The 17,143-nt window shown below is 54.3% G+C and carries 16 protein-coding genes; 3 read left to right on the plus strand and 13 right to left on the minus strand.

The annotated features are described in order from the left end of the window. Positions 1-12: 12 nt before the first annotated feature. Together JAO79_RS10985 and pta are read left to right on the plus strand one after the other, a co-directional pair. On the plus strand, positions 13-1,197 hold the full coding sequence (locus JAO79_RS10985; protein ID WP_199007303.1) for an acetate/propionate family kinase: 1,185 nt from the start codon (positions 13-15) through the stop codon (positions 1,195-1,197). Positions 1,198-1,225: 28 nt separating this feature from the next. After that, entirely contained in the window at positions 1,226-3,379 is a 2,154-nt protein-coding gene (gene pta / locus JAO79_RS10990; RefSeq protein WP_199007304.1) for a phosphate acetyltransferase, read from the plus strand. Between the two features lie 33 nt (positions 3,380-3,412). Here pta and der read toward each other — a convergent pair whose 3' ends face one another. The 13 genes from der to trmJ all read right to left on the minus strand — a co-directional run bounded on the left by der (position 3,413) and on the right by trmJ (position 16,127). After that, complete coding sequence (der, locus tag JAO79_RS10995; protein WP_199007305.1) at positions 3,413-4,834, minus strand: ribosome biogenesis GTPase Der; 1,422 nt, start codon at positions 4,832-4,834, stop codon at positions 3,413-3,415. Between the two features lie 60 nt (positions 4,835-4,894). Beyond that, entirely contained in the window at positions 4,895-6,064 is a 1,170-nt protein-coding gene (gene bamB / locus JAO79_RS11000) for an outer membrane protein assembly factor BamB (protein WP_199007306.1), read from the minus strand. Further along, positions 6,064-6,717: a YfgM family protein gene (locus JAO79_RS11005; protein WP_199007307.1), complete on the minus strand. Its 654-nt coding sequence runs from the start codon at positions 6,715-6,717 to the stop codon at positions 6,064-6,066. Before JAO79_RS11005 ends, bamB begins: the two co-directional genes overlap by 1 nt. 47 nt (positions 6,718-6,764) lie before the next feature. After that, on the minus strand, positions 6,765-8,039 hold the full coding sequence (hisS, locus tag JAO79_RS11010; RefSeq protein WP_199007308.1) for a histidine--tRNA ligase: 1,275 nt from the start codon (positions 8,037-8,039) through the stop codon (positions 6,765-6,767). 40 nt (positions 8,040-8,079) lie between these two features. Then, complete coding sequence (gene ispG / locus JAO79_RS11015) at positions 8,080-9,198, minus strand: flavodoxin-dependent (E)-4-hydroxy-3-methylbut-2-enyl-diphosphate synthase (RefSeq protein ID WP_199007309.1); 1,119 nt, start codon at positions 9,196-9,198, stop codon at positions 8,080-8,082. Positions 9,199-9,232: 34 nt separating this feature from the next. Continuing rightward, on the minus strand, positions 9,233-10,225 hold the full coding sequence (locus JAO79_RS11020; RefSeq protein WP_199007310.1) for a RodZ domain-containing protein: 993 nt from the start codon (positions 10,223-10,225) through the stop codon (positions 9,233-9,235). Beyond that, on the minus strand, positions 10,215-11,018 hold the full coding sequence (gene pilW, locus JAO79_RS11025; protein ID WP_199007311.1) for a type IV pilus biogenesis/stability protein PilW: 804 nt from the start codon (positions 11,016-11,018) through the stop codon (positions 10,215-10,217). Before pilW ends, JAO79_RS11020 begins: the two co-directional genes overlap by 11 nt. 39 nt (positions 11,019-11,057) lie before the next feature. Continuing rightward, on the minus strand, positions 11,058-12,167 hold the full coding sequence (gene rlmN / locus JAO79_RS11030) for a 23S rRNA (adenine(2503)-C(2))-methyltransferase RlmN (protein WP_199007312.1): 1,110 nt from the start codon (positions 12,165-12,167) through the stop codon (positions 11,058-11,060). A gap of 62 nt (positions 12,168-12,229) precedes the next feature. Continuing rightward, complete coding sequence (gene ndk, locus JAO79_RS11035) at positions 12,230-12,658, minus strand: nucleoside-diphosphate kinase (RefSeq protein WP_199007313.1); 429 nt, start codon at positions 12,656-12,658, stop codon at positions 12,230-12,232. Positions 12,659-12,728: 70 nt separating this feature from the next. Continuing rightward, on the minus strand, positions 12,729-13,877 hold the full coding sequence (locus tag JAO79_RS11040) for an IscS subfamily cysteine desulfurase (RefSeq protein ID WP_199007314.1): 1,149 nt from the start codon (positions 13,875-13,877) through the stop codon (positions 12,729-12,731). 23 nt (positions 13,878-13,900) lie between these two features. Then, on the minus strand, positions 13,901-14,398 hold the full coding sequence (gene iscR, locus JAO79_RS11045) for a Fe-S cluster assembly transcriptional regulator IscR (protein WP_199007315.1): 498 nt from the start codon (positions 14,396-14,398) through the stop codon (positions 13,901-13,903). 78 nt (positions 14,399-14,476) lie between these two features. Next, positions 14,477-15,262: a serine O-acetyltransferase gene (gene cysE / locus JAO79_RS11050; RefSeq protein ID WP_199007316.1), complete on the minus strand. Its 786-nt coding sequence runs from the start codon at positions 15,260-15,262 to the stop codon at positions 14,477-14,479. Between the two features lie 4 nt (positions 15,263-15,266). Further along, positions 15,267-16,127, minus strand: a complete 861-nt coding sequence (gene trmJ, locus JAO79_RS11055) for a tRNA (cytosine(32)/uridine(32)-2'-O)-methyltransferase TrmJ (RefSeq protein ID WP_199007317.1) — start codon at positions 16,125-16,127, stop codon at positions 15,267-15,269. Positions 16,128-16,319: 192 nt separating this feature from the next. Here trmJ and JAO79_RS11060 point away from each other — a divergent pair, with 192 nt between their 5' ends. Then, positions 16,320-17,120, plus strand: coding sequence for an inositol monophosphatase family protein (locus JAO79_RS11060; protein WP_199007318.1), 801 nt, complete (start codon positions 16,320-16,322; stop codon positions 17,118-17,120). Positions 17,121-17,143: the final 23 nt, after the last annotated feature.

The raw sequence follows: 17,143 nt of genomic DNA on the forward strand, positions 1-17,143 counted from the left end.
ACGGCATTATCCATGGACGAATCAATACTGGTTGTAAACAGCGGCAGTTCCTCTGTGAAACTGGCTCTCTTCAACAAAAACCTTGAAAAAAAAGCTTCCGCGCTGGCCGAAAAACTCAACAATAACGATGCAGTGGCCCACATAAATGGAATCTCCGAACCCATAGAACTTCCTCAAGGAGCCGATCACCAACAGGCACTTCAAGCACTGATCGAGATCTTCACCCGTACAGGACTTCTTAAGGGCTCGCCCTTCGCCATCGGCCACCGTGTCGTTCATGGCGGTGAAACCTTCCGGGAAGCAGCTTTAATCGATGCAGGAACAATCTCAGCCATCAAAAAGGTTTCCGGCCTTGCCCCGCTTCACAACCCGGTAAACCTCGTCGGCATCGATGCCATGCACGAGTTGTTCCCGTCGGTGCCTCAGGTGGCGGTATTTGACACCGCCTATCATCAAACATTGCCCGAAAAAGCATTCCGCTACGCCCTACCGAAGCACTGCTATGAAGAATGGGGGGTGCGTCGCTACGGCTTTCACGGAACCAGCCACTCGTTCATGGTTCAGGAAGCGGCTCGCCTGCTTGGCAAGAACGTCGAAAGCACATCAATCATTTCAGCCCACTTGGGCAATGGTTGCAGCATCACGGCCATTCAAGATGGGAAGAGCGTTGATACCAGCATGGGGCTTACACCGCTGGAAGGGCTGGTAATGGGCACCCGCAGCGGAGACGTCGATCCGGGCTTGTTCGATTATCTGTCTGGCCGGGGGGTCAGTGCGAGCGACGTCCACGCCATGCTGAACAACGACAGTGGCTTGATGGGGTTATCAGGCCACACCAACGACATGCGAACACTGTGCGAACTTGCCGAACAAGGCGACAAACCCGCCCGTCTGGCGATTGACGTATTTTGCTTCAGATTGGCCCGCTATATCGGCGCCATGACCGCGTCGCTCAGCCATCTGGACGCGGTGGTATTTACCGGCGGCATCGGTGAGAACAGCGCTCAGGTACGCCAGGAAACCATCAAGCACCTTGGTTTATTGGGGCTGGAGATCGATCCAGACCTTAACCAGATGCACGGCAAACAGTCGGATCACCGCGTGAGCCATTCCGATTCTCGCTTTGCGATTCTCACCATCCCCACGAATGAAGAATTGGTGATCGCGCAAGAAGCCAGCCGGCTGGCGAGCAACTGACAACACACGAATTTAAACTGGATACATCATGGCAAAAAGTCTTTTTATTGCGCCAACGTCAATGAACTCAGGTTTGACCTCAGTGTGCCTCGGGCTGCTTAGAGCATTGGAACAAGAAGGCGTAAGCGTTGGTTTTTATAAACCCTTTACCCAATCCGTCCATCAGGGCGAGGCCATCCACAACAACGGGAAAGACTCCTCGGTCGCCTTTGTAAGGGCCCACGGCGACCAGCCGGTTCCCGACCCTATTCCGCTAAAAGAAGCCCAAACGCTATTGAACCGCGGAAAAACCGACCTGCTGTTGGAGAACGTGGTTGGTGAATACCAGAAAGTCGCCAAAGACGTTGATGTTGTGATCATCGAGGGGCTCGTGCCAGACAGTGGCGAAACTTATATCGCACGCCTTAACGTAGAGGTCGCACGCAACCTCGGTTCCGAAGTCGTTCTGGTGAGCGCTCCCAAAGACTGTTCAGCCAAAGAGCTGGATGAAGAACTCGACTTCACCGCACGGCTTTTCGCAGCGCCGTCTGACCCCGAGGTGATCGCCGTCATACTGAACAAGGTCGGCGAGCCACGCCAGTCCCGCCCGGATTTATCGCTGCATTCTGAAAACCAACCGCCCGAAATCGATTTCCGTACATCGTGCAGCGTGTTTACAACCGAGCGTTTCCACCTGCTCGGACAAATTCCCTGGGACCCTCAACTTCTTGCGCCACGCGTTTCAGACGTGGCACGGGAGCTCGGCATAAAGGTCTTGCACGAAGGCCAGATGCATCAACGCCGGGTTCAAAAGGTATCCGTGTGCGCACGAACCATCCGTAACATGACCGACATACTGAAGCCCGGCACCCTGCTGGTCACGCCGGGCGACCGCGACGATATCATCGTCACCACGGCCGTTGCCGCTTTGAATGGTGTGCCTCTGGCAGGCCTGGTGCTGACCGGTGGCTTATTGCCGGATGACAACATCATCGAGCTATGCCGACGAGCACTCGATACCGGGCTACCCATTCTGGCCTCGGACAATAACACTTATGAATCAGCAAACAGGCTGGCCGGTCTTTCCCCATCCGTTCCGATCGATGACACAGAACGGGTCGAGCAGACCATGGAAGCGATCGCAAAAAACATCGACACCGGCTGGCTTGAAGAGCACCTGAAAGTAACGCGACAACGCCGGCTTTCGCCTCCGGCCTTCCGCTACCAACTCTCTGAACGCTCTCGTGCCGCCGACAAGCGCATCGTGCTGCCTGAAGGCAGTGAGCCCCGGACGGTTCAGGCGGCGATTATTTGCCACGAAAGGCGCCTGGCCCGGTGCGCATTAATCGCCGAGCCCCAAGAAGTGCAGTCTGTTGCCGATTCACTAGGCATTCAAATCCCTGCCGATATGGAGATTATCGATCCCCAGGCCGTGCGCGAGCGCTATATTGAACCGATGGTTGAGCTGCGCAAACACAAGGGCCTCACTTTCGACCAAGCCGAGGCGCTCCTCGAGGACAACGTGGTTCTCGGCACCATGATGGTTGCCATGGACGAAGCCGATGGTCTGGTTTCCGGTGCCATTCACACTACCGCGAATACCGTCCGCCCTGCCCTGCAGTTGATCAAGACTCATGACAACGCCAAGGTGGTCTCGTCGGTATTTTTCATGCTGCTACCGCAACAGGTACTGGTATATGGTGACTGTGCAATTAACCCTGACCCGAACGCTGAAGAGCTGGCAGACATCGCCATACAAAGTGCGGAATCAGCGGAAGCATTCGGGATTGAGCCTGTTGTCGCCATGATCAGTTACAGCACGGGAAAGTCCGGAACCGGACAAGATGTGGAGAAAGTACGGGAGGCTACACGCATTGCACGTGAGCGGCGTCCGGATCTGTTGATCGACGGCCCTTTACAATACGATGCTGCGGTCATTGAAAGCGTTGGCAGATCTAAAGCACCGGACAGCAAAGTGGCGGGTAAGGCAACCGTATTTGTCTTTCCTGATCTCAACACTGGCAACACCACCTATAAGGCCGTGCAGCGCAGCGCTAACGTGGTCAGTGTTGGCCCTATGTTGCAGGGGTTGAGAAAACCGGTGAACGACCTGTCACGAGGCGCACTGGTGGAAGACATTGTCTTCACTATCGCCCTGACGAGTGTTCAGGCGAAGCAGGTAGAAGATGCAGGAGCGGCCTGAGCCGCTCCCTGAAAACAAAAGCAGTTCGGCAGCTTAGCGTTTCGTGCTTTTCTGTCGGACTTTCTTCACCACACGCCCTTTTTTCATATCGTTGTCTTTCTTGACTCGCTGCCTGGGCGTCAGGCGATCCACTTTATTCGCAAACGGGTTTTCACCGCCGCGGAATTCAAACCGGATAGGCGAACCGACCACTTTCAGCACTTTGCGGAACGTATTTTCCAGGTAACGCTTATAAGCCCCTGGCAAGGAGCCAACCTGGTTGCCGTGCACCACGATAACCGGTGGATTGGACCCGCCCTGGTGAGCATATCGAAGCTTGATGCGTCGCCCATGCACCATGGGGGGCTGGTGCTGGGCAATCGCGTCTTCAAGAATGGCTGTCAGACGATTCGTTGGCCACTTGGCCATAGACGATTCGTAGCTGGCCTGAACCGACTCGTACATGGTACCAACACCGGTACCGTGCAAGGCCGAGATGTAGTACTTGTCTGCATAATCGAGAAAGTCCAGGCGGCGCGCTACCTGCTCTTTGACCTTAGCCCGGTCTTCCGAATCCATGCCATCCCACTTATTAATGGCGATGACCAACGAGCGGCCCGCATCGAGCACAAATCCGATCAAGTGCAAATCCTGATCAACCAAACCCTCTCGCGCATCGATGACCAGAATGACAACATGCGCATCATCAATGGCTTGCAAGGTTTTGATGATAGAAAACTTCTCTACCACTTCCTTCACGTTCTTGCGGCGGCGCACACCCGCGGTATCGATCAGGGTGTATTCGTGGCCATGCCGCTCATACGGGATATAGATACTGTCTCGGGTTGTACCCGGCATGTCATAGACAACCACCCGCTCCTCGCCGAGCATGCGGTTAACCAGCGTGGACTTGCCCACGTTCGGGCGCCCGACCACACCGATACGAATACCCGGATACCGGTCGGCACGATCCTGCTCTGACGGCTCTTCAGGCTCCGGAAGCAGGTTTTCAAGTAGAGACCGAACACCTCGGTTGTGAGCAGCGGCAATCATGAACACCGATTGAAAGCCCAGTTTGTAAAAGTCGGCTGCTGCCACGTCTGGGTCTTGGCCATCGGTTTTATTCACGACCAGATGGGCTTGCTTGTCCGAGCGGCGAAGATGGTCAGCGATGACTTCGTCACCGGCAGTCAGCCCTGCTCGGCCATCCACCAAAAACAGCACAATGTCGGCCTCATCCACGGCCTGAAGAGACTGCTGGGCCATTTCCGAGTCCAGACCGGCCTCCTGGCCTGTGAGTCCACCAGTATCGATAACAATAAACTTTCGGTCCTCGTAGAAACCTTCGCCGTACTTCCGATCGCGGGTCAGTCCCGGAAAATCCGCAACCAACGCATCCCGGGTACGGGTCATCTGGTTAAACAAGGTGGACTTGCCTACGTTTGGGCGTCCTACAAGGGCAATTACTGGGGTCATAATTATCTGCTATACAAAGAAACAAAAACCCGGCCTGAGCCGGGTCATTTCAGCGGGGCTTCAGTCGTCCTGCTCAAGCTTGAGAACCGACATTTTGCCACCGTTACCATAAACCAACAGGTTACCATTACTCAGTACCTGGACAGGTACGCGGATACCGTCACTGTCAAAGTCCATTTGGCCCACCAAGCGACCATCGCTCATCTGCAAAACATGCAGATAACCTTCATAGTCACCAACAACCAGATACTCTCCGGTTACCGCAGGGCGTGTGACCTGGCGCCATGCCAAATCACTTTGCACCCACAGCTCGCGGCGGTCGTTACCCCGCAAAGCGACTATGTCGCCATTGGCGGCTGCGAGAAAGATATTGCCACGACCAATAGCCGGTGAGTAGTAACTGGACGCCGAGCGGCTCCAGATTTCCTGCCCGGACCGAATATCAATCAAAGCAAGCTTACCCTGATAACCCACCACCATAATGGCTGAATCCAGTACCAGTGGCTGGCCGCCGATATCCACCAGTCGTTCCAATTCCGTGCGCCCTTGCGCCTGACCTACCTGATATTGCCAGACGGGCTGACCGTTCTCCGCGGTCAGTGCAATCACCCGGCCGTTGGCAAAAGAAGCAATCACGATATCAGCACCTACCAACGGGGCCGCAGCTGTGCGCATGGTGAGCACAGGAACCTGCGCTTCATACTGCCAAAGCTGTTCACCCTTATCGGTATCGAAACTGATCACTCGCCCATCGGTAGTTTGAACAACAACCGATGAACCGTTTGATTGCGGCGCTGCCAACACTTCTGTGGGCAATTCAACGCGCCAGTTTTCCTTTCCATCCTCGCTGGACAGTGCGATTAATTCTGCGTCGCGAGTAACGAAATAAAGCTGTCGGCCATCGGCTCCCGGTCCCGCGAAAATACGGTCGTCGAGCTCTTTTTCCCAAATCACTTTGCCGTCTTCCGCGGCCACAGTAACCACTTCGCCGTCCGCAGAGGCGGCGTAGATCACATCCCCCGCATAAAGCGGCGCCAACTGCAGATACTCGTCGTCGTGCCCGTCGCCAACGGACATTTTCCAAACCCGTTCAAATTCCACAGAGGTTTCGATGTCTGGCACTGGAGCCGGCTGCTCAAATGTATCGTTTGTACTGCAGCCAGCCAACAGCAAGGCCAGGGCCGCGGTTATTGACGTCAGTGCGAACGGTTTGTTGCGCCCAAAAGGCATCAAGCGCCCTCCCCGACACCAAGGTCAGACAGTTTGAGTTCGAGCAGATCGCCACCACGGGACGGACCCTGTTCTCTGGCCGCAAGATAGGCTTCACGCGCACCTTCGGTGTCGCCCTTGGCAAGAAGAATGTCGCCCCTCAGCTCGGAAAACACCGCAGCGAAGGATTTCGCCTCACTCGCATCGCCCAGAGTTTCCAATGCCGCGTCGTGCTCACCAGCGGCAAACTGAGCTTGCGCCAGACGCTGGCGAATCACCAGAGACAGCGCCTTATAGTCAGCGGCTTTATCCAGAGCCCACTTGAGTGACTCAACGGCCGCTTCTGGGTTGCTCTCTACCATCATCTGCTGACGGGCCAGTACCAGATTGCCGTAAATGGCGTAAGCACTGTCGCTATGCTCTTCACGCAACGACTCGGCTACAAACTCAACGGTGCTGTTGCTATCTTCGTCGCCGGTCGAGAAGGCTGTCAGCAGCGTTGTAAACTGATTCGCGGCTTCCGCACGCTCTTGGGCCTGATGGTTCTGCCAAGCCTGCCAACCGAACACAATCGCCAAGGCGGCACCAATACCGATTAGCAGTGAGCTACCGTTCTTTTTCCACCAATCTTTGATCGCCTGGACCTGTTCTTCCTCGGTGCGTAACTCAGCCATGAAAACTCCTGTTATTTATTAGTTATTGCCCGTTAATCGGTCGATTTTTATAGCAGTGGCGTCAAAACATCAGCCAATTCTGACTGCGCGACTTCCTGTTGAGCTTGCTCATCCCGTAACGGTTTCAACCCTACGGTGCCATTGGCCACTTCATTTTCGCCAAGAATTACTGCATAGCGAGCACCGCTGCGATCCGCTTTTTTCATCTGGCTTTTGAAACTTCCGCCGCCACAATGGGTAATCACCACCTTGCCGGGTAAAGCTTTTCTCAGCGTGTTCGCAATGGCCATTGCCGGGGCTACACTTTGTTCACCCATCGCGGTGACATAGACGTCGGCCCGATTGTTGACCTCGTCCGGAATCAATTCGAGAGTTTCCAGCAACAAAATCAGACGTTCCAGACCCATTGCAAAGCCGACGGCCACCGTGGGCTTGCCGCCCAGCTGCTGAACCAGCCCGTCGTAACGCCCGCCGGCACAGATTGTCCCTTGTGCGCCCAGGCTTTCGGTGACCCATTCAAACACGGTCTTACCGTAATAATCGAGTCCGCGAACCAGCGCCGGATTTACGGTATAAGCAACACCTGCAGCATCGAGCAACGCTTTGAGCTGTTCAAAGTGAGCCACAGACTCTTCGTCCAGATAATCACTCAAGCTGGGTGCATTCTCGAGCACCTTACGAGTATTCGGATCTTTGCTGTCCAGAATTCGGAGCGGATTAGTCGTTAAACGGCGCTTACTGTCTTCATCCAGCTCGTCATGATACTGCTCGAGATAGCTAACCAATGCCTCCCGGTATACTTTTCGAGCCTCGCTGGTACCGATGGAGTTAATCTCGAGGCGAGCGTGAGCCGTCAAGCCCAGTTCATCCCATAAGCGAGCGGTCAGCATTAACAGCTCAGCGTCGATGTCCGGGCCAGCCATACCGAAACATTCCACACCAATCTGATGGAACTGGCGGTAACGGCCTTTCTGTGGGCGTTCATGACGGAACATCGGGCCCGTGTACCACAGACGACGCGTCTGGTTGAACAGCAAACCATGCTCTTCGGCAGCACGAACACAACCTGCCGTGCCCTCAGGGCGAAGGGTCAGGCTGTCACCGTTGCGATCCTCGAAGGTGTACATTTCTTTCTCGACGATGTCGGTGACTTCGCCAATGGATCGCTTGAAAAGATCGGTCTGCTCCACAATCGGCATACGGATTTCCTGATAGCCGTATTGGGAAAGCACTTTGCGAACCGTTGATTCAACGTACTGCCAGACAGGTGTCTGGTCCGGAAGAATGTCGTTCATCCCCCGGATTGCCTGAATTTTAGCCAATGTAAAACCCTGATTGCTTCTTAATATAAATGTTTGGAGATCAGTCTTCGGACTTCGCTATCAATAATGCGTCCTGCTCTTCGCGACGAGCAACCTCTTCTCGGATTAACCGCTCCAAGTCATCCGTCAGCGTTTCATTGACCAACTTTTGGTTTGGCTTTCCGTGAAGATAAAACAGATTCTTCGGCGAACCTCCCGTCAAACCGATGTCGGCTTCGCGGGCTTCGCCGGGACCATTAACGATGCATCCAATGATTGCAACGTCCAGAGAACGGTTCACGTCTTCCAGTCTTGCTTCGAGATCGTTCATGGTCTGAATGACATCGAAGTTTTGCCGCGAGCAACTGGGGCAGGCAATAAAGTTGATGCCATGGCTACGCAGGCGCAGGCTCTTCAGAATATCAAAACCGACTTTAATTTCCTGAACCGGATCGGCTGCCAGCGACACACGAATGGTATCGCCAATGCCATCCATCAACAGCATCCCCAGGCCGATGGAAGATTTAACGGTACCGGACCGGAACCCGCCGGCTTCCGTGATACCCAGATGCAACGGTTGCTCAATTTGCTCAGCAATCAAGCGGTAAGCCGCGACCGTCATAAACACTTCAGACGCCTTCAAACTCACCTTGAAGTCCTGAAAATCGTGCCGGTCCAAAATATCGATGTGTCGCATGGCGGATTCAACCAACGCTTCAGGCGTGGGTTCGCCGTACTTGCGTTGCAGAGCTTTTTCGAGAGAGCCCGCATTAACACCGATACGAATAGGAATGTTGCGGTCTTTGGCGGCATTAATGACGGCACTCACGCGATCGTCACGGCCGATATTCCCCGGATTGATGCGCAAACAGTCAACACCAAGCTCTGCAACCCGAAGCGCGATCTTATGATCGAAATGGATATCCGCAACCAACGGCACCGACACCTGCTTGCGGATCTGCCCGAATGCTTCTGCGGCTTCCATAGACGGCACAGAAACCCGGACGATATCGGCCCCGGCCTCCTGAATGGCGTTAATCTGCCCTACCGTAGCAGCGACATCGCAGGTATTGGTGTTGGTCATGCTTTGAACCGCGATAGGTGCATCGCCACCTACGGGCACATCACCAACCATGATCTGCCGGGATTTACGTCTTTTGATCGGGGAATCTTGTTTCATTGACAGGAACCAACACTATATCCGGACGTTTAATTCAGGGTTCGAGTGTGAACTCTGACCGATTGTTCACGACGCGAAAGTTACCTTTATCGACGACTTCATTTTGAAACCGGATAACTTCCACTGCACTCATCGCACCGACAACCACATTCAACGGTGGCGTGCCGCGCACATCTAATTTATCACCCCGTTGGCGCAACCCACTTGCCAGCCGCTGGCCTGTGGCATCGGTAACTTTTATCCAGCAGTCGCCACTAAACCTCATTTCCAACTGGCCCGCAACGGAAGCTGCGACGGGTTGGACGACTTCGGGGGCCTGACTTGACTCCACCGGCGCCTGCAATGGCTCAACCGGCTCAGCGGTATTAGCCATCACCTCTGGTTCGGCCTCACTGCTCTCGGGAACGGAAGCCTGATCAGCGTCACCGGCCAAAGGCTGTGTTGAAGCAGGAGTATCCGTCGCCTCCAACTCGTCTGCAGGCTCATCAACCAATAAATCTGTCGCCGGCTCTGAAGCCATCGGTTCAGGCAAACGGTCACTGGCGTCGATATCTTCATTCACCGAAGTTTCAGCCGAGGGCGCAACCCGTTCATCAGTTGCGTTTTCCTTTCCCGCCACGAAATATAAAGCGATCGATGCTACTACACCCAGCAGCACGAGCCATAAAATAGCTTTCGCAATCCGCTGTTTCCGCCTTTTGCGGCGTTCGATATCAATCAGCGGATTGGCTTGCAACGCTTCTTCACGGCGCTTACGGGCGGGAGCCAATTCAACATCAAGGTCTTTAATCACCGAATCGGCATTCAAACCCACCTGCCGGGCATATGCCCTGACATAGCCCTTCAGAAACAGCTCGGTGTCGATCTTTTCGTAATCGCCAGCTTCAATAGCCTGGACAACCGAAGGACGAAGATGTTGCTGCTCGGCGATCGCCGTGACAGGCAGCCCCTTCGCTTCCCGGGCCCTCTTTAACTGTTGGCCAACAGGTTCCGCAGGCGTGTAGTTTTCCGGCTTTTCACTGACCATTCGTAACCAGTACCTTATATTGTTGGTATTCCTCTGACTCAGCGAATTCGTTTCTCAGCAAGAGAGCCAAACTGGCCTCTTGGTCACGATCCTTGAAATGTCGCGCAATTCGAATACCCGTATACAAACTCTCGGCAGAATGAACCAATCTGGGCGTGTTCTGAATCATCACCTGCAGGCGTGAGTAATAACGCGAAGCCGCCGAGTATTCGCCCTGCTCCACCAATACCCGCGCTAAGGAGAGCAAGGTGCGCGCCTCGCCACGGGTCAATTCTACCGCCCGACGATAGGCCTGCTCGGCTTGTGCGAGCTCGCCCAGCCGCTCCTGGGTCATGCCCAGATTGTAAAAAACACCGCCACGGTCTTTGTAGGCGGTATCTTCAGACGCCTTCGCGAACTGAGCCCTAGCCTCTCGGTATTCGCCCTGGCTGTAAAGAAAGGCTCCGTAATACACCCGACCGCGGGTGTATTTGCCATCTGCAGAGACGGCATCTTTGAAGCTCTGCTCAGACAGCCGTTCATCCCCTTCAGCGCTATAGACCAAACCCATGGTCGCGAGTGCGGGCGCATAATCGTCATCGATTTCAAAAGCGCGCTCAAGGTGATGGCGCGCACGCGTCAGATTTCCCTGCGCAATATACCGGGAAGCAAGTTTGACGTAATTCTCTAGTGCTTTTTCACGATCCGCTTCGCGGGTAAACCGGCTGTCTGTAGTGGTGACGCAACCCGAAACAAGCAATCCCAAAACCAGCAAGGAAAGAGTGGCCAGTTTTACGGCTGTGTTCTTAACCATCTACAAACACCTTCTGTTATGACTGACACCCCGTTCAGATCAGGGGTTAACTTGTTGCACGGCGATGTAACGTTGGCTGCGTTTAGTCCGGTCTTCAACACGACCAACCAGCTGCCCACAAGCCGCATCAATATCATCACCGCGAGGTGTGCGAACCGTTGTCACGTACCCCGCTTCCGTCAACGCATTCTGGAACCGTCTTGTTGCGTTCATGCTCGGGCGTTCGAAATCACTTTCCGGAAACGGATTGAATGGAATCAGGTTGATCTTGCACGGCAACCCTTTCAAAACAACCGCCAACTCTTTTGCATGCTCCAGCTTGTCGTTTACGCCTTGAATCACTGTGTATTCAATGGTCGCCTTCCGCTTATCCGGCAATCTGGAGAGATAACGGCGGGTAGCCGCCAACAACTCCGAAATTGGATACTTTTTATTCAGCGGAACCAACTGGTTACGCAGCTCATCATTAGGCGCATGCAGCGAGATGGCCAGTGAAACATCGGTAACCTCACCCAGACGATCCAACGCTGGAACCACCCCGGATGTACTCAGTGTGACCCGCCGCTTGGATATCCCGTAGGCGAGATCTTCCATCATGAGGTTCATGGCATCGACAACGTTGTCAAAATTGAGCAGTGGCTCACCCATGCCCATCATGACAACATTGGTGATCGGTCGGCTGCTTGGCTCGTAAGGCATGAATGCTTTGCGAGCGACCCAAACCTGACCGATGATTTCAGCGGCAGTAAGATTGCGGTTAAATCCACGCTTACCGGTTGAACAGAAGGTGCAGTCAAGGCTGCATCCGATCTGTGAAGAAACACACAGTGTACCTCGCTCACCATCGGGAATGAGAACGGTTTCAACATTGTTACCGTTGTCCATTCGCATGACCCATTTACGGGTACCGTCTTTGGAGGTTTCGTCGTAAACCACCTCCGGCCCACGCACCTCAGCAATAACCTTGAGCTTCTCGCGCAAGGCAACGCTCATATTGGTCATTTGATCGAAGTCATCAACACCACGCTGATGGATCCACTGCAAGACCTGCTGCGCACGAAATTTCTTTTCGCCCAGAGTCTCGAAGAAAGCCTCCAGCTTCGCTTTTGGCAGTCCGAGAAGATTGGTTTTTTCAGCAGGGGCAGTCATGGCATAACCTCGATCAGATAACCAATTCAGGGGTGACGCCCGTCACCCCTGAACAAACAACTTTAGCCGCGCGGGCAGATTTCGTTGTCGTTAAAGAAGTATGCCACTTCGCGCTCCGCAGAAGCTGCAGAGTCGGAGCCGTGAACGGCGTTGGCATCGATAGATGAAGCGAAATCTGCACGGATGGTGCCGGCTTCGGCTTCTTTCGGGTTGGTAGCACCCATCAGGTCACGGTTCTTCAGGATAGCGCCTTCGCCTTCCAGAGCCTGAACAACAACGGGACCAGAGGTCATGAACGCGACCAGGTCGTTGAAGAAAGGACGCTCTTTGTGCTCAGCGTAGAAACCTTCCGCTTGCTCCTGAGTCAGGTGCATCATCTTGGCAGCAACAATTTGCAGGCCAGCTTTCTCGAAACGGCTGTAGATTTCGCCGATTACGTTCTTGGCTACCGCGTCGGGCTTGATGATAGAGAGCGTGCGCTCGTTTGCCATGTCATTTCTCCAGTCTGGTTAGGGGGGTAAAAATCAGGGCGTAGATTATACGCAGTCAATAGGCCACTGCCTACCGCACCATGCGAAGTCGAGTAACCACATCAACAATTTGGCTGCTCGCGCATTCGATTTCTTCATTCGTTGTGTAACGGCCTAACGAAAACCTCAATGCCCGATGGGCAAGCTCGTCGCTCAAGCCAATTCCACGCAACACAAAAGACGGCTCAACCGAAGCAGAAGCACATGCAGAACCGGAAGACACTGCCATGTTCCGCAAACCAAGCATCAGGGATTCTGCCTCAACACCCTCAAACGACAGATTCACAATGCCCGGCACTCGATGCTCTTCGCTGCCATTAAAATGCACGCCTTCCAAAGCGCTCACGCCCGACATAAACCGCTGGCGCAGGTCTTCCAGCCGGGCCATTTCATCCTCAAGGCCTTGCCCTGCGATTTCAAACGCCTTACCCATGCCCACTATTTGATGAGTGGCAAGCGTGCCGGACCGCATATTCCGCTCGTGCCCGCCACCATGCATTTGCGCCTCTACACGAATATCGGGCGACCGGCGTACATACAATGCCCCGATGCCTTTTGGTCCATACACCTTATGAGCCGACAGGGACAGCAGATCCACATTCAGCCGAGTTACATCCACAGGAATTTTTCCCGCGGCCTGGGCGGCATCCACATGAAAACGAATGCCCCGCTCTCGCAACATCGCACCGATCGACGCGATATCCGTAATGCAACCAAGCTCGTTATTCACCAGCATCAGGCTGACGAGCACTGTATTTTCTTTTAACGCCTGCTCGACGGACTCGAGAGAAACTCGACCATCCCCTTCGGGCTCTAACCAGGTAACTTCTACACCCTGCTGCTCGAGCCACTTACAGGTATCAACCACCGCTTTGTGCTCGATGATCGACGTCACGATATGGGGCTTCTCGGCAATATCCACCGACCCTTTGATCGCCAGGTTATCCGACTCGGTTGCTCCCGATGTCCAAACGATTTCACGCGGATCCGCATGAATCAGGCTCGCTACCTGACGACGCGCATTCTCGACTGCTGCTTCCGCCTGCCAGCCGAACCCGTGGGATCGCGAGGCAGGATTTCCAAAGACACCATCCAGCGTGAGGTGCTTGGCCATTAAATCAGCGACAACGGGGTCAACCGGCGTGGTCGCCGCATAATCCAGATATACAGGCTTTTTCATAATTTAACGGGAGTACGTTGTTGTCAGGCCGGAGCCTGATCTGTCAGTTGGCGGGTATTAATAGTATCCGCATCGGTTTCTGACTGTTTTCGATTTTGACGGTCAGCCACCAATTGAATTTCGCGCTTGCGCATCAAATCACCAAGACTGATATCACTCAGGAATTGATGAATTTGATCGCTCAGGTCAGACCACAGGTGATGCGTCAGGCATTTTTCGCCGTTTTGACAATCGCCTTTATTGCCACAGCGCGTGGTGTCGAGCGATTCGCTGACAGCATCCACCACTTCAGCAACAAACACCTCATCCGCGTGCCGACTCAAACGGTACCCTCCTCCGGGCCCGCGAATGCTGACAACCAACTGGTGCCGACGCAAACGTGAAAAGAGCTGTTCCAGGTAGGATAAAGAGATTTCCTGACGCGACGAAATGTCGGCCAGACTCACCGGCCTTTCACTGCCATGCAGCGCCAGATCCAGCATTGCTGTTACGGCATAGCGGCCTTTTGTGGTGAGCTTCATATTCTCTGCCCCGACGATGGGTTTGAATATTGGTTTTCACCGCTGAGTATGAATTGACCTACTAAAACAGTCAAGTATTCAGGCTTTGCCGTCACTGTCCGGTTCATCGCGCACACAATCAAAATCCTCTTCATCCAATTGCGGCAAATCCCCGTTCTGATATTCGCTGTTCACCTTGCGCAGTGCCTTGCACATAACTTCCAAGCGCTCGTCTACAGCGTGCATGTGATCAAGCAGAGCCCGCACGGAGCGAGCCACCGGGTCTGGCATCTCTTCGGTTACACCGTATGCATCGAACCCCATCCGTTCTTCCATCACCTTCCGGCGAGGATTTTCTTCCGCCTCAGCCTTACGCTTAACAATAATGCGCCCCGGAATACCGACAACAGTTGCACCGGCGGGTACCGCCTTGGTGACAACCGAGTTAGAACCCACCTTGGCACCAGCACCCACTTCAAATGGCCCGAGAATCTTTGCCCCGGCACCCACGACTACACCATCACCGATGGTCGGATGGCGCTTACCTTTATTCCAGCTGGTGCCGCCAAGCGTCACTCCCTGATAGAGCGTCACGTCGTCACCAATAACGGTGGTTTCGCCAATCACCACGCCCATGCCGTGGTCAATAAAAAACCGCCGCCCGATTGTTGCGCCGGGATGAATTTCGATGCCGGTAAACCAGCGGGTCAGCGTCGAGATAGTGCGCGCCAACCACTTCAGACCAAGCCCCCAGATCCAATGCGCCAACCGGTGCAACAACAATGCGTGCAAGCCCGGGTAATTGGTTAACACCTCAAAGGTATTTCGCGCCGCAGGGTCACGGTGAAAAACGCTGTTTACATCTTCCCTTAAACGTTCAAGCATAACTCTACTCCTGACCTTTATCCTGGGAGCCCTCAGAGCGTTCGGCACTGTGCTCTTTACCTTTTTGCGGGCCGGCTGCCTTCTGGATGGATGAAAGCACCCCGCGAAGGATATTCACTTCCATCTGATCCATGCGTGCCCTTTGGAACAGACGCCGCATGCGCGCAATCAGATGGCGCGGATTTTCTCGCCGATGGAAGTTCACATCCACTAGCGTTTGCTCGAAATGGCCGAAGAAACCTTCCACCTCGCCCGCCGTTGCCGGCGGCGAATCCCAACCCTCATCTCCCGGCGCAACCATCGGCTGAAGGTAGGGGCGAGACTCCCCGTCTTCAAGACTGTTCAGATGAAACATTCTCAGCTCATAAGCGATGACTTGCACTGCCATCGCAAGATTCAACGAGCTGTAATCCGGATTGGAGGGGATATGAATGTGATAATGGCAGCGCTGCAATTCTTCATTGGAAAGGCCATGGTTCTCCCGGCCGAACACCAGTGCCACCTTGCCATTTTCCGCCTGTTGTACAGCGGTTGCCGCAGCATCAGGTGGCGGAATGACCGGCCAGGGCACCTTGCGCCCGCGAGCACTGGTTCCCATCACCATGACGCAATCCGCAACCGCCTCATCCAGCGACGAAACCACATGCGCGCGATCCAGAACGTCGCTTGCACCGGCAGATCGGGCGTACGACGTTTCATCCGGGAACGAGGCCGGGTTCACCAACCACAAATTGCCGAGCCCCATATTTTTCATGGCCCGCGCGACAGCTCCGATATTTCCGGAGTGGGATGTTTCTACCAGGACAATACGAATTTGATCATTGAACGAGTCATTACTTTCCGGCGAGCGCGCGGTTTCATGCATGGTATCTGGGCCTGTTGCTCATCAGTATTTTTAAAAAAGAGGCGAATCATACCAGAAACCCGAAAAAAACGGTTCTCAGAATATCCCGAAACCCTGTGGTATGCGTGCATTTGCTGAGGCAAAAAGCATACAAGCACAGCAAGTTTTTGCTATGATGTCGGCCCTTCACACATTCGGATAATGAACTCTCAGATGCAACCAGCAATTAAAATGGCCCTGCGCGTTGCCCGCCAGGGGTCTGACTACCTCAAAGCCCATTTCGAGCGTCAGGAACCCAACGGCAAAGACGAAGCCGACCGTTACCGACAGCTGGAACGGGTAGAGCAATCTATCTACGACAATTTCACGGAACAGCTGGCGAAAGCGTATAAAGACCACTCCATCGCACCGATGGGTGAAGCCGACGCCAATGGCAGCGAAAGAAGCTGGCACATATTTCCGATTCTTGGACGGGACAACTTCGTTCGCGGTATCCCCGAGTTCGCTCTCGCCCTGTCGCAGAAAAAGAACAACCGTACCGAGAATCTTCTGGTTGTTAACCCGATTACCGGCGAAGAATATTCGGCGAGCCGAGGGCACGGCGCTGCCTTGAATAGCCGCCGGGTTCGCGCTTCAGACGTGAAGATGCCCGCTAAATCCGCACTAGCCACCAACCTTCTCGACCAGAGCCGCCAGGGCGATGACCCAATGATCTGGGGCGAGATGGCAGCCACGCTGGCGCGTGATACAGCCATGTTCCGCACGTCTGGCTGCGTTGTGCTCGACATTGCTCGCGTTTCTGCAGGCCTGCTGGATGCCGCCGTCATTTTCCGGCCTTCCGCCGCCGATCTTGATCTGGGCGTCACCTTAGCGATGGAATCCGGGGCTTTGACCGGTGATTTTTCTGGCAACCCGTCAGCTGGTTCTGCAAAGCAGCTGATCGTCGCCAACCCAAAATTGTTCCGGGAAATTTTGAAAGTCATGAACCCGTTCCGCGGTCGCCTGCCTCGCTAACGATTCTACCGGACACAAAAAAA

Source organism: Marinobacter litoralis, assembly GCF_016427555.1.
Lineage (GTDB): Bacteria > Pseudomonadota > Gammaproteobacteria > Pseudomonadales > Oleiphilaceae > Marinobacter > Marinobacter litoralis_A.

What these genes read in the sequence shown, in the direction of transcription:
- JAO79_RS11005 (WP_199007307.1), bottom strand. Translation starts at nt 6,717, where the DNA reads ATGGCTGAGTTACGCACCGAGGAAGAACAGGTCCAGGCGATCAAAGAT.
- ispG (WP_199007309.1), bottom strand. Translation starts at nt 9,198, where the DNA reads ATGAAACAAGATTCCCCGATCAAAAGACGTAAATCCCGGCAGATCATG.
- JAO79_RS11060 (WP_199007318.1), top strand. Translation starts at nt 16,320, where the DNA reads ATGCAACCAGCAATTAAAATGGCCCTGCGCGTTGCCCGCCAGGGGTCT.
- trmJ (WP_199007317.1), bottom strand. Translation starts at nt 16,127, where the DNA reads ATGCATGAAACCGCGCGCTCGCCGGAAAGTAATGACTCGTTCAATGAT.
- JAO79_RS10985 (WP_199007303.1), top strand. Translation starts at nt 13, where the DNA reads ATGGACGAATCAATACTGGTTGTAAACAGCGGCAGTTCCTCTGTGAAA.
- bamB (WP_199007306.1), bottom strand. Translation starts at nt 6,064, where the DNA reads ATGCCTTTTGGGCGCAACAAACCGTTCGCACTGACGTCAATAACCGCG.
- JAO79_RS11040 (WP_199007314.1), bottom strand. Translation starts at nt 13,877, where the DNA reads ATGAAAAAGCCTGTATATCTGGATTATGCGGCGACCACGCCGGTTGAC.
- pta (WP_199007304.1), top strand. Translation starts at nt 1,226, where the DNA reads ATGGCAAAAAGTCTTTTTATTGCGCCAACGTCAATGAACTCAGGTTTG.
- cysE (WP_199007316.1), bottom strand. Translation starts at nt 15,262, where the DNA reads ATGCTTGAACGTTTAAGGGAAGATGTAAACAGCGTTTTTCACCGTGAC.
- pilW (WP_199007311.1), bottom strand. Translation starts at nt 11,018, where the DNA reads ATGGTTAAGAACACAGCCGTAAAACTGGCCACTCTTTCCTTGCTGGTT.
- der (WP_199007305.1), bottom strand. Translation starts at nt 4,834, where the DNA reads ATGACCCCAGTAATTGCCCTTGTAGGACGCCCAAACGTAGGCAAGTCC.
- rlmN (WP_199007312.1), bottom strand. Translation starts at nt 12,167, where the DNA reads ATGACTGCCCCTGCTGAAAAAACCAATCTTCTCGGACTGCCAAAAGCG.
- iscR (WP_199007315.1), bottom strand. Translation starts at nt 14,398, where the DNA reads ATGAAGCTCACCACAAAAGGCCGCTATGCCGTAACAGCAATGCTGGAT.
- ndk (WP_199007313.1), bottom strand. Translation starts at nt 12,658, where the DNA reads ATGGCAAACGAGCGCACGCTCTCTATCATCAAGCCCGACGCGGTAGCC.
- JAO79_RS11020 (WP_199007310.1), bottom strand. Translation starts at nt 10,225, where the DNA reads ATGGTCAGTGAAAAGCCGGAAAACTACACGCCTGCGGAACCTGTTGGC.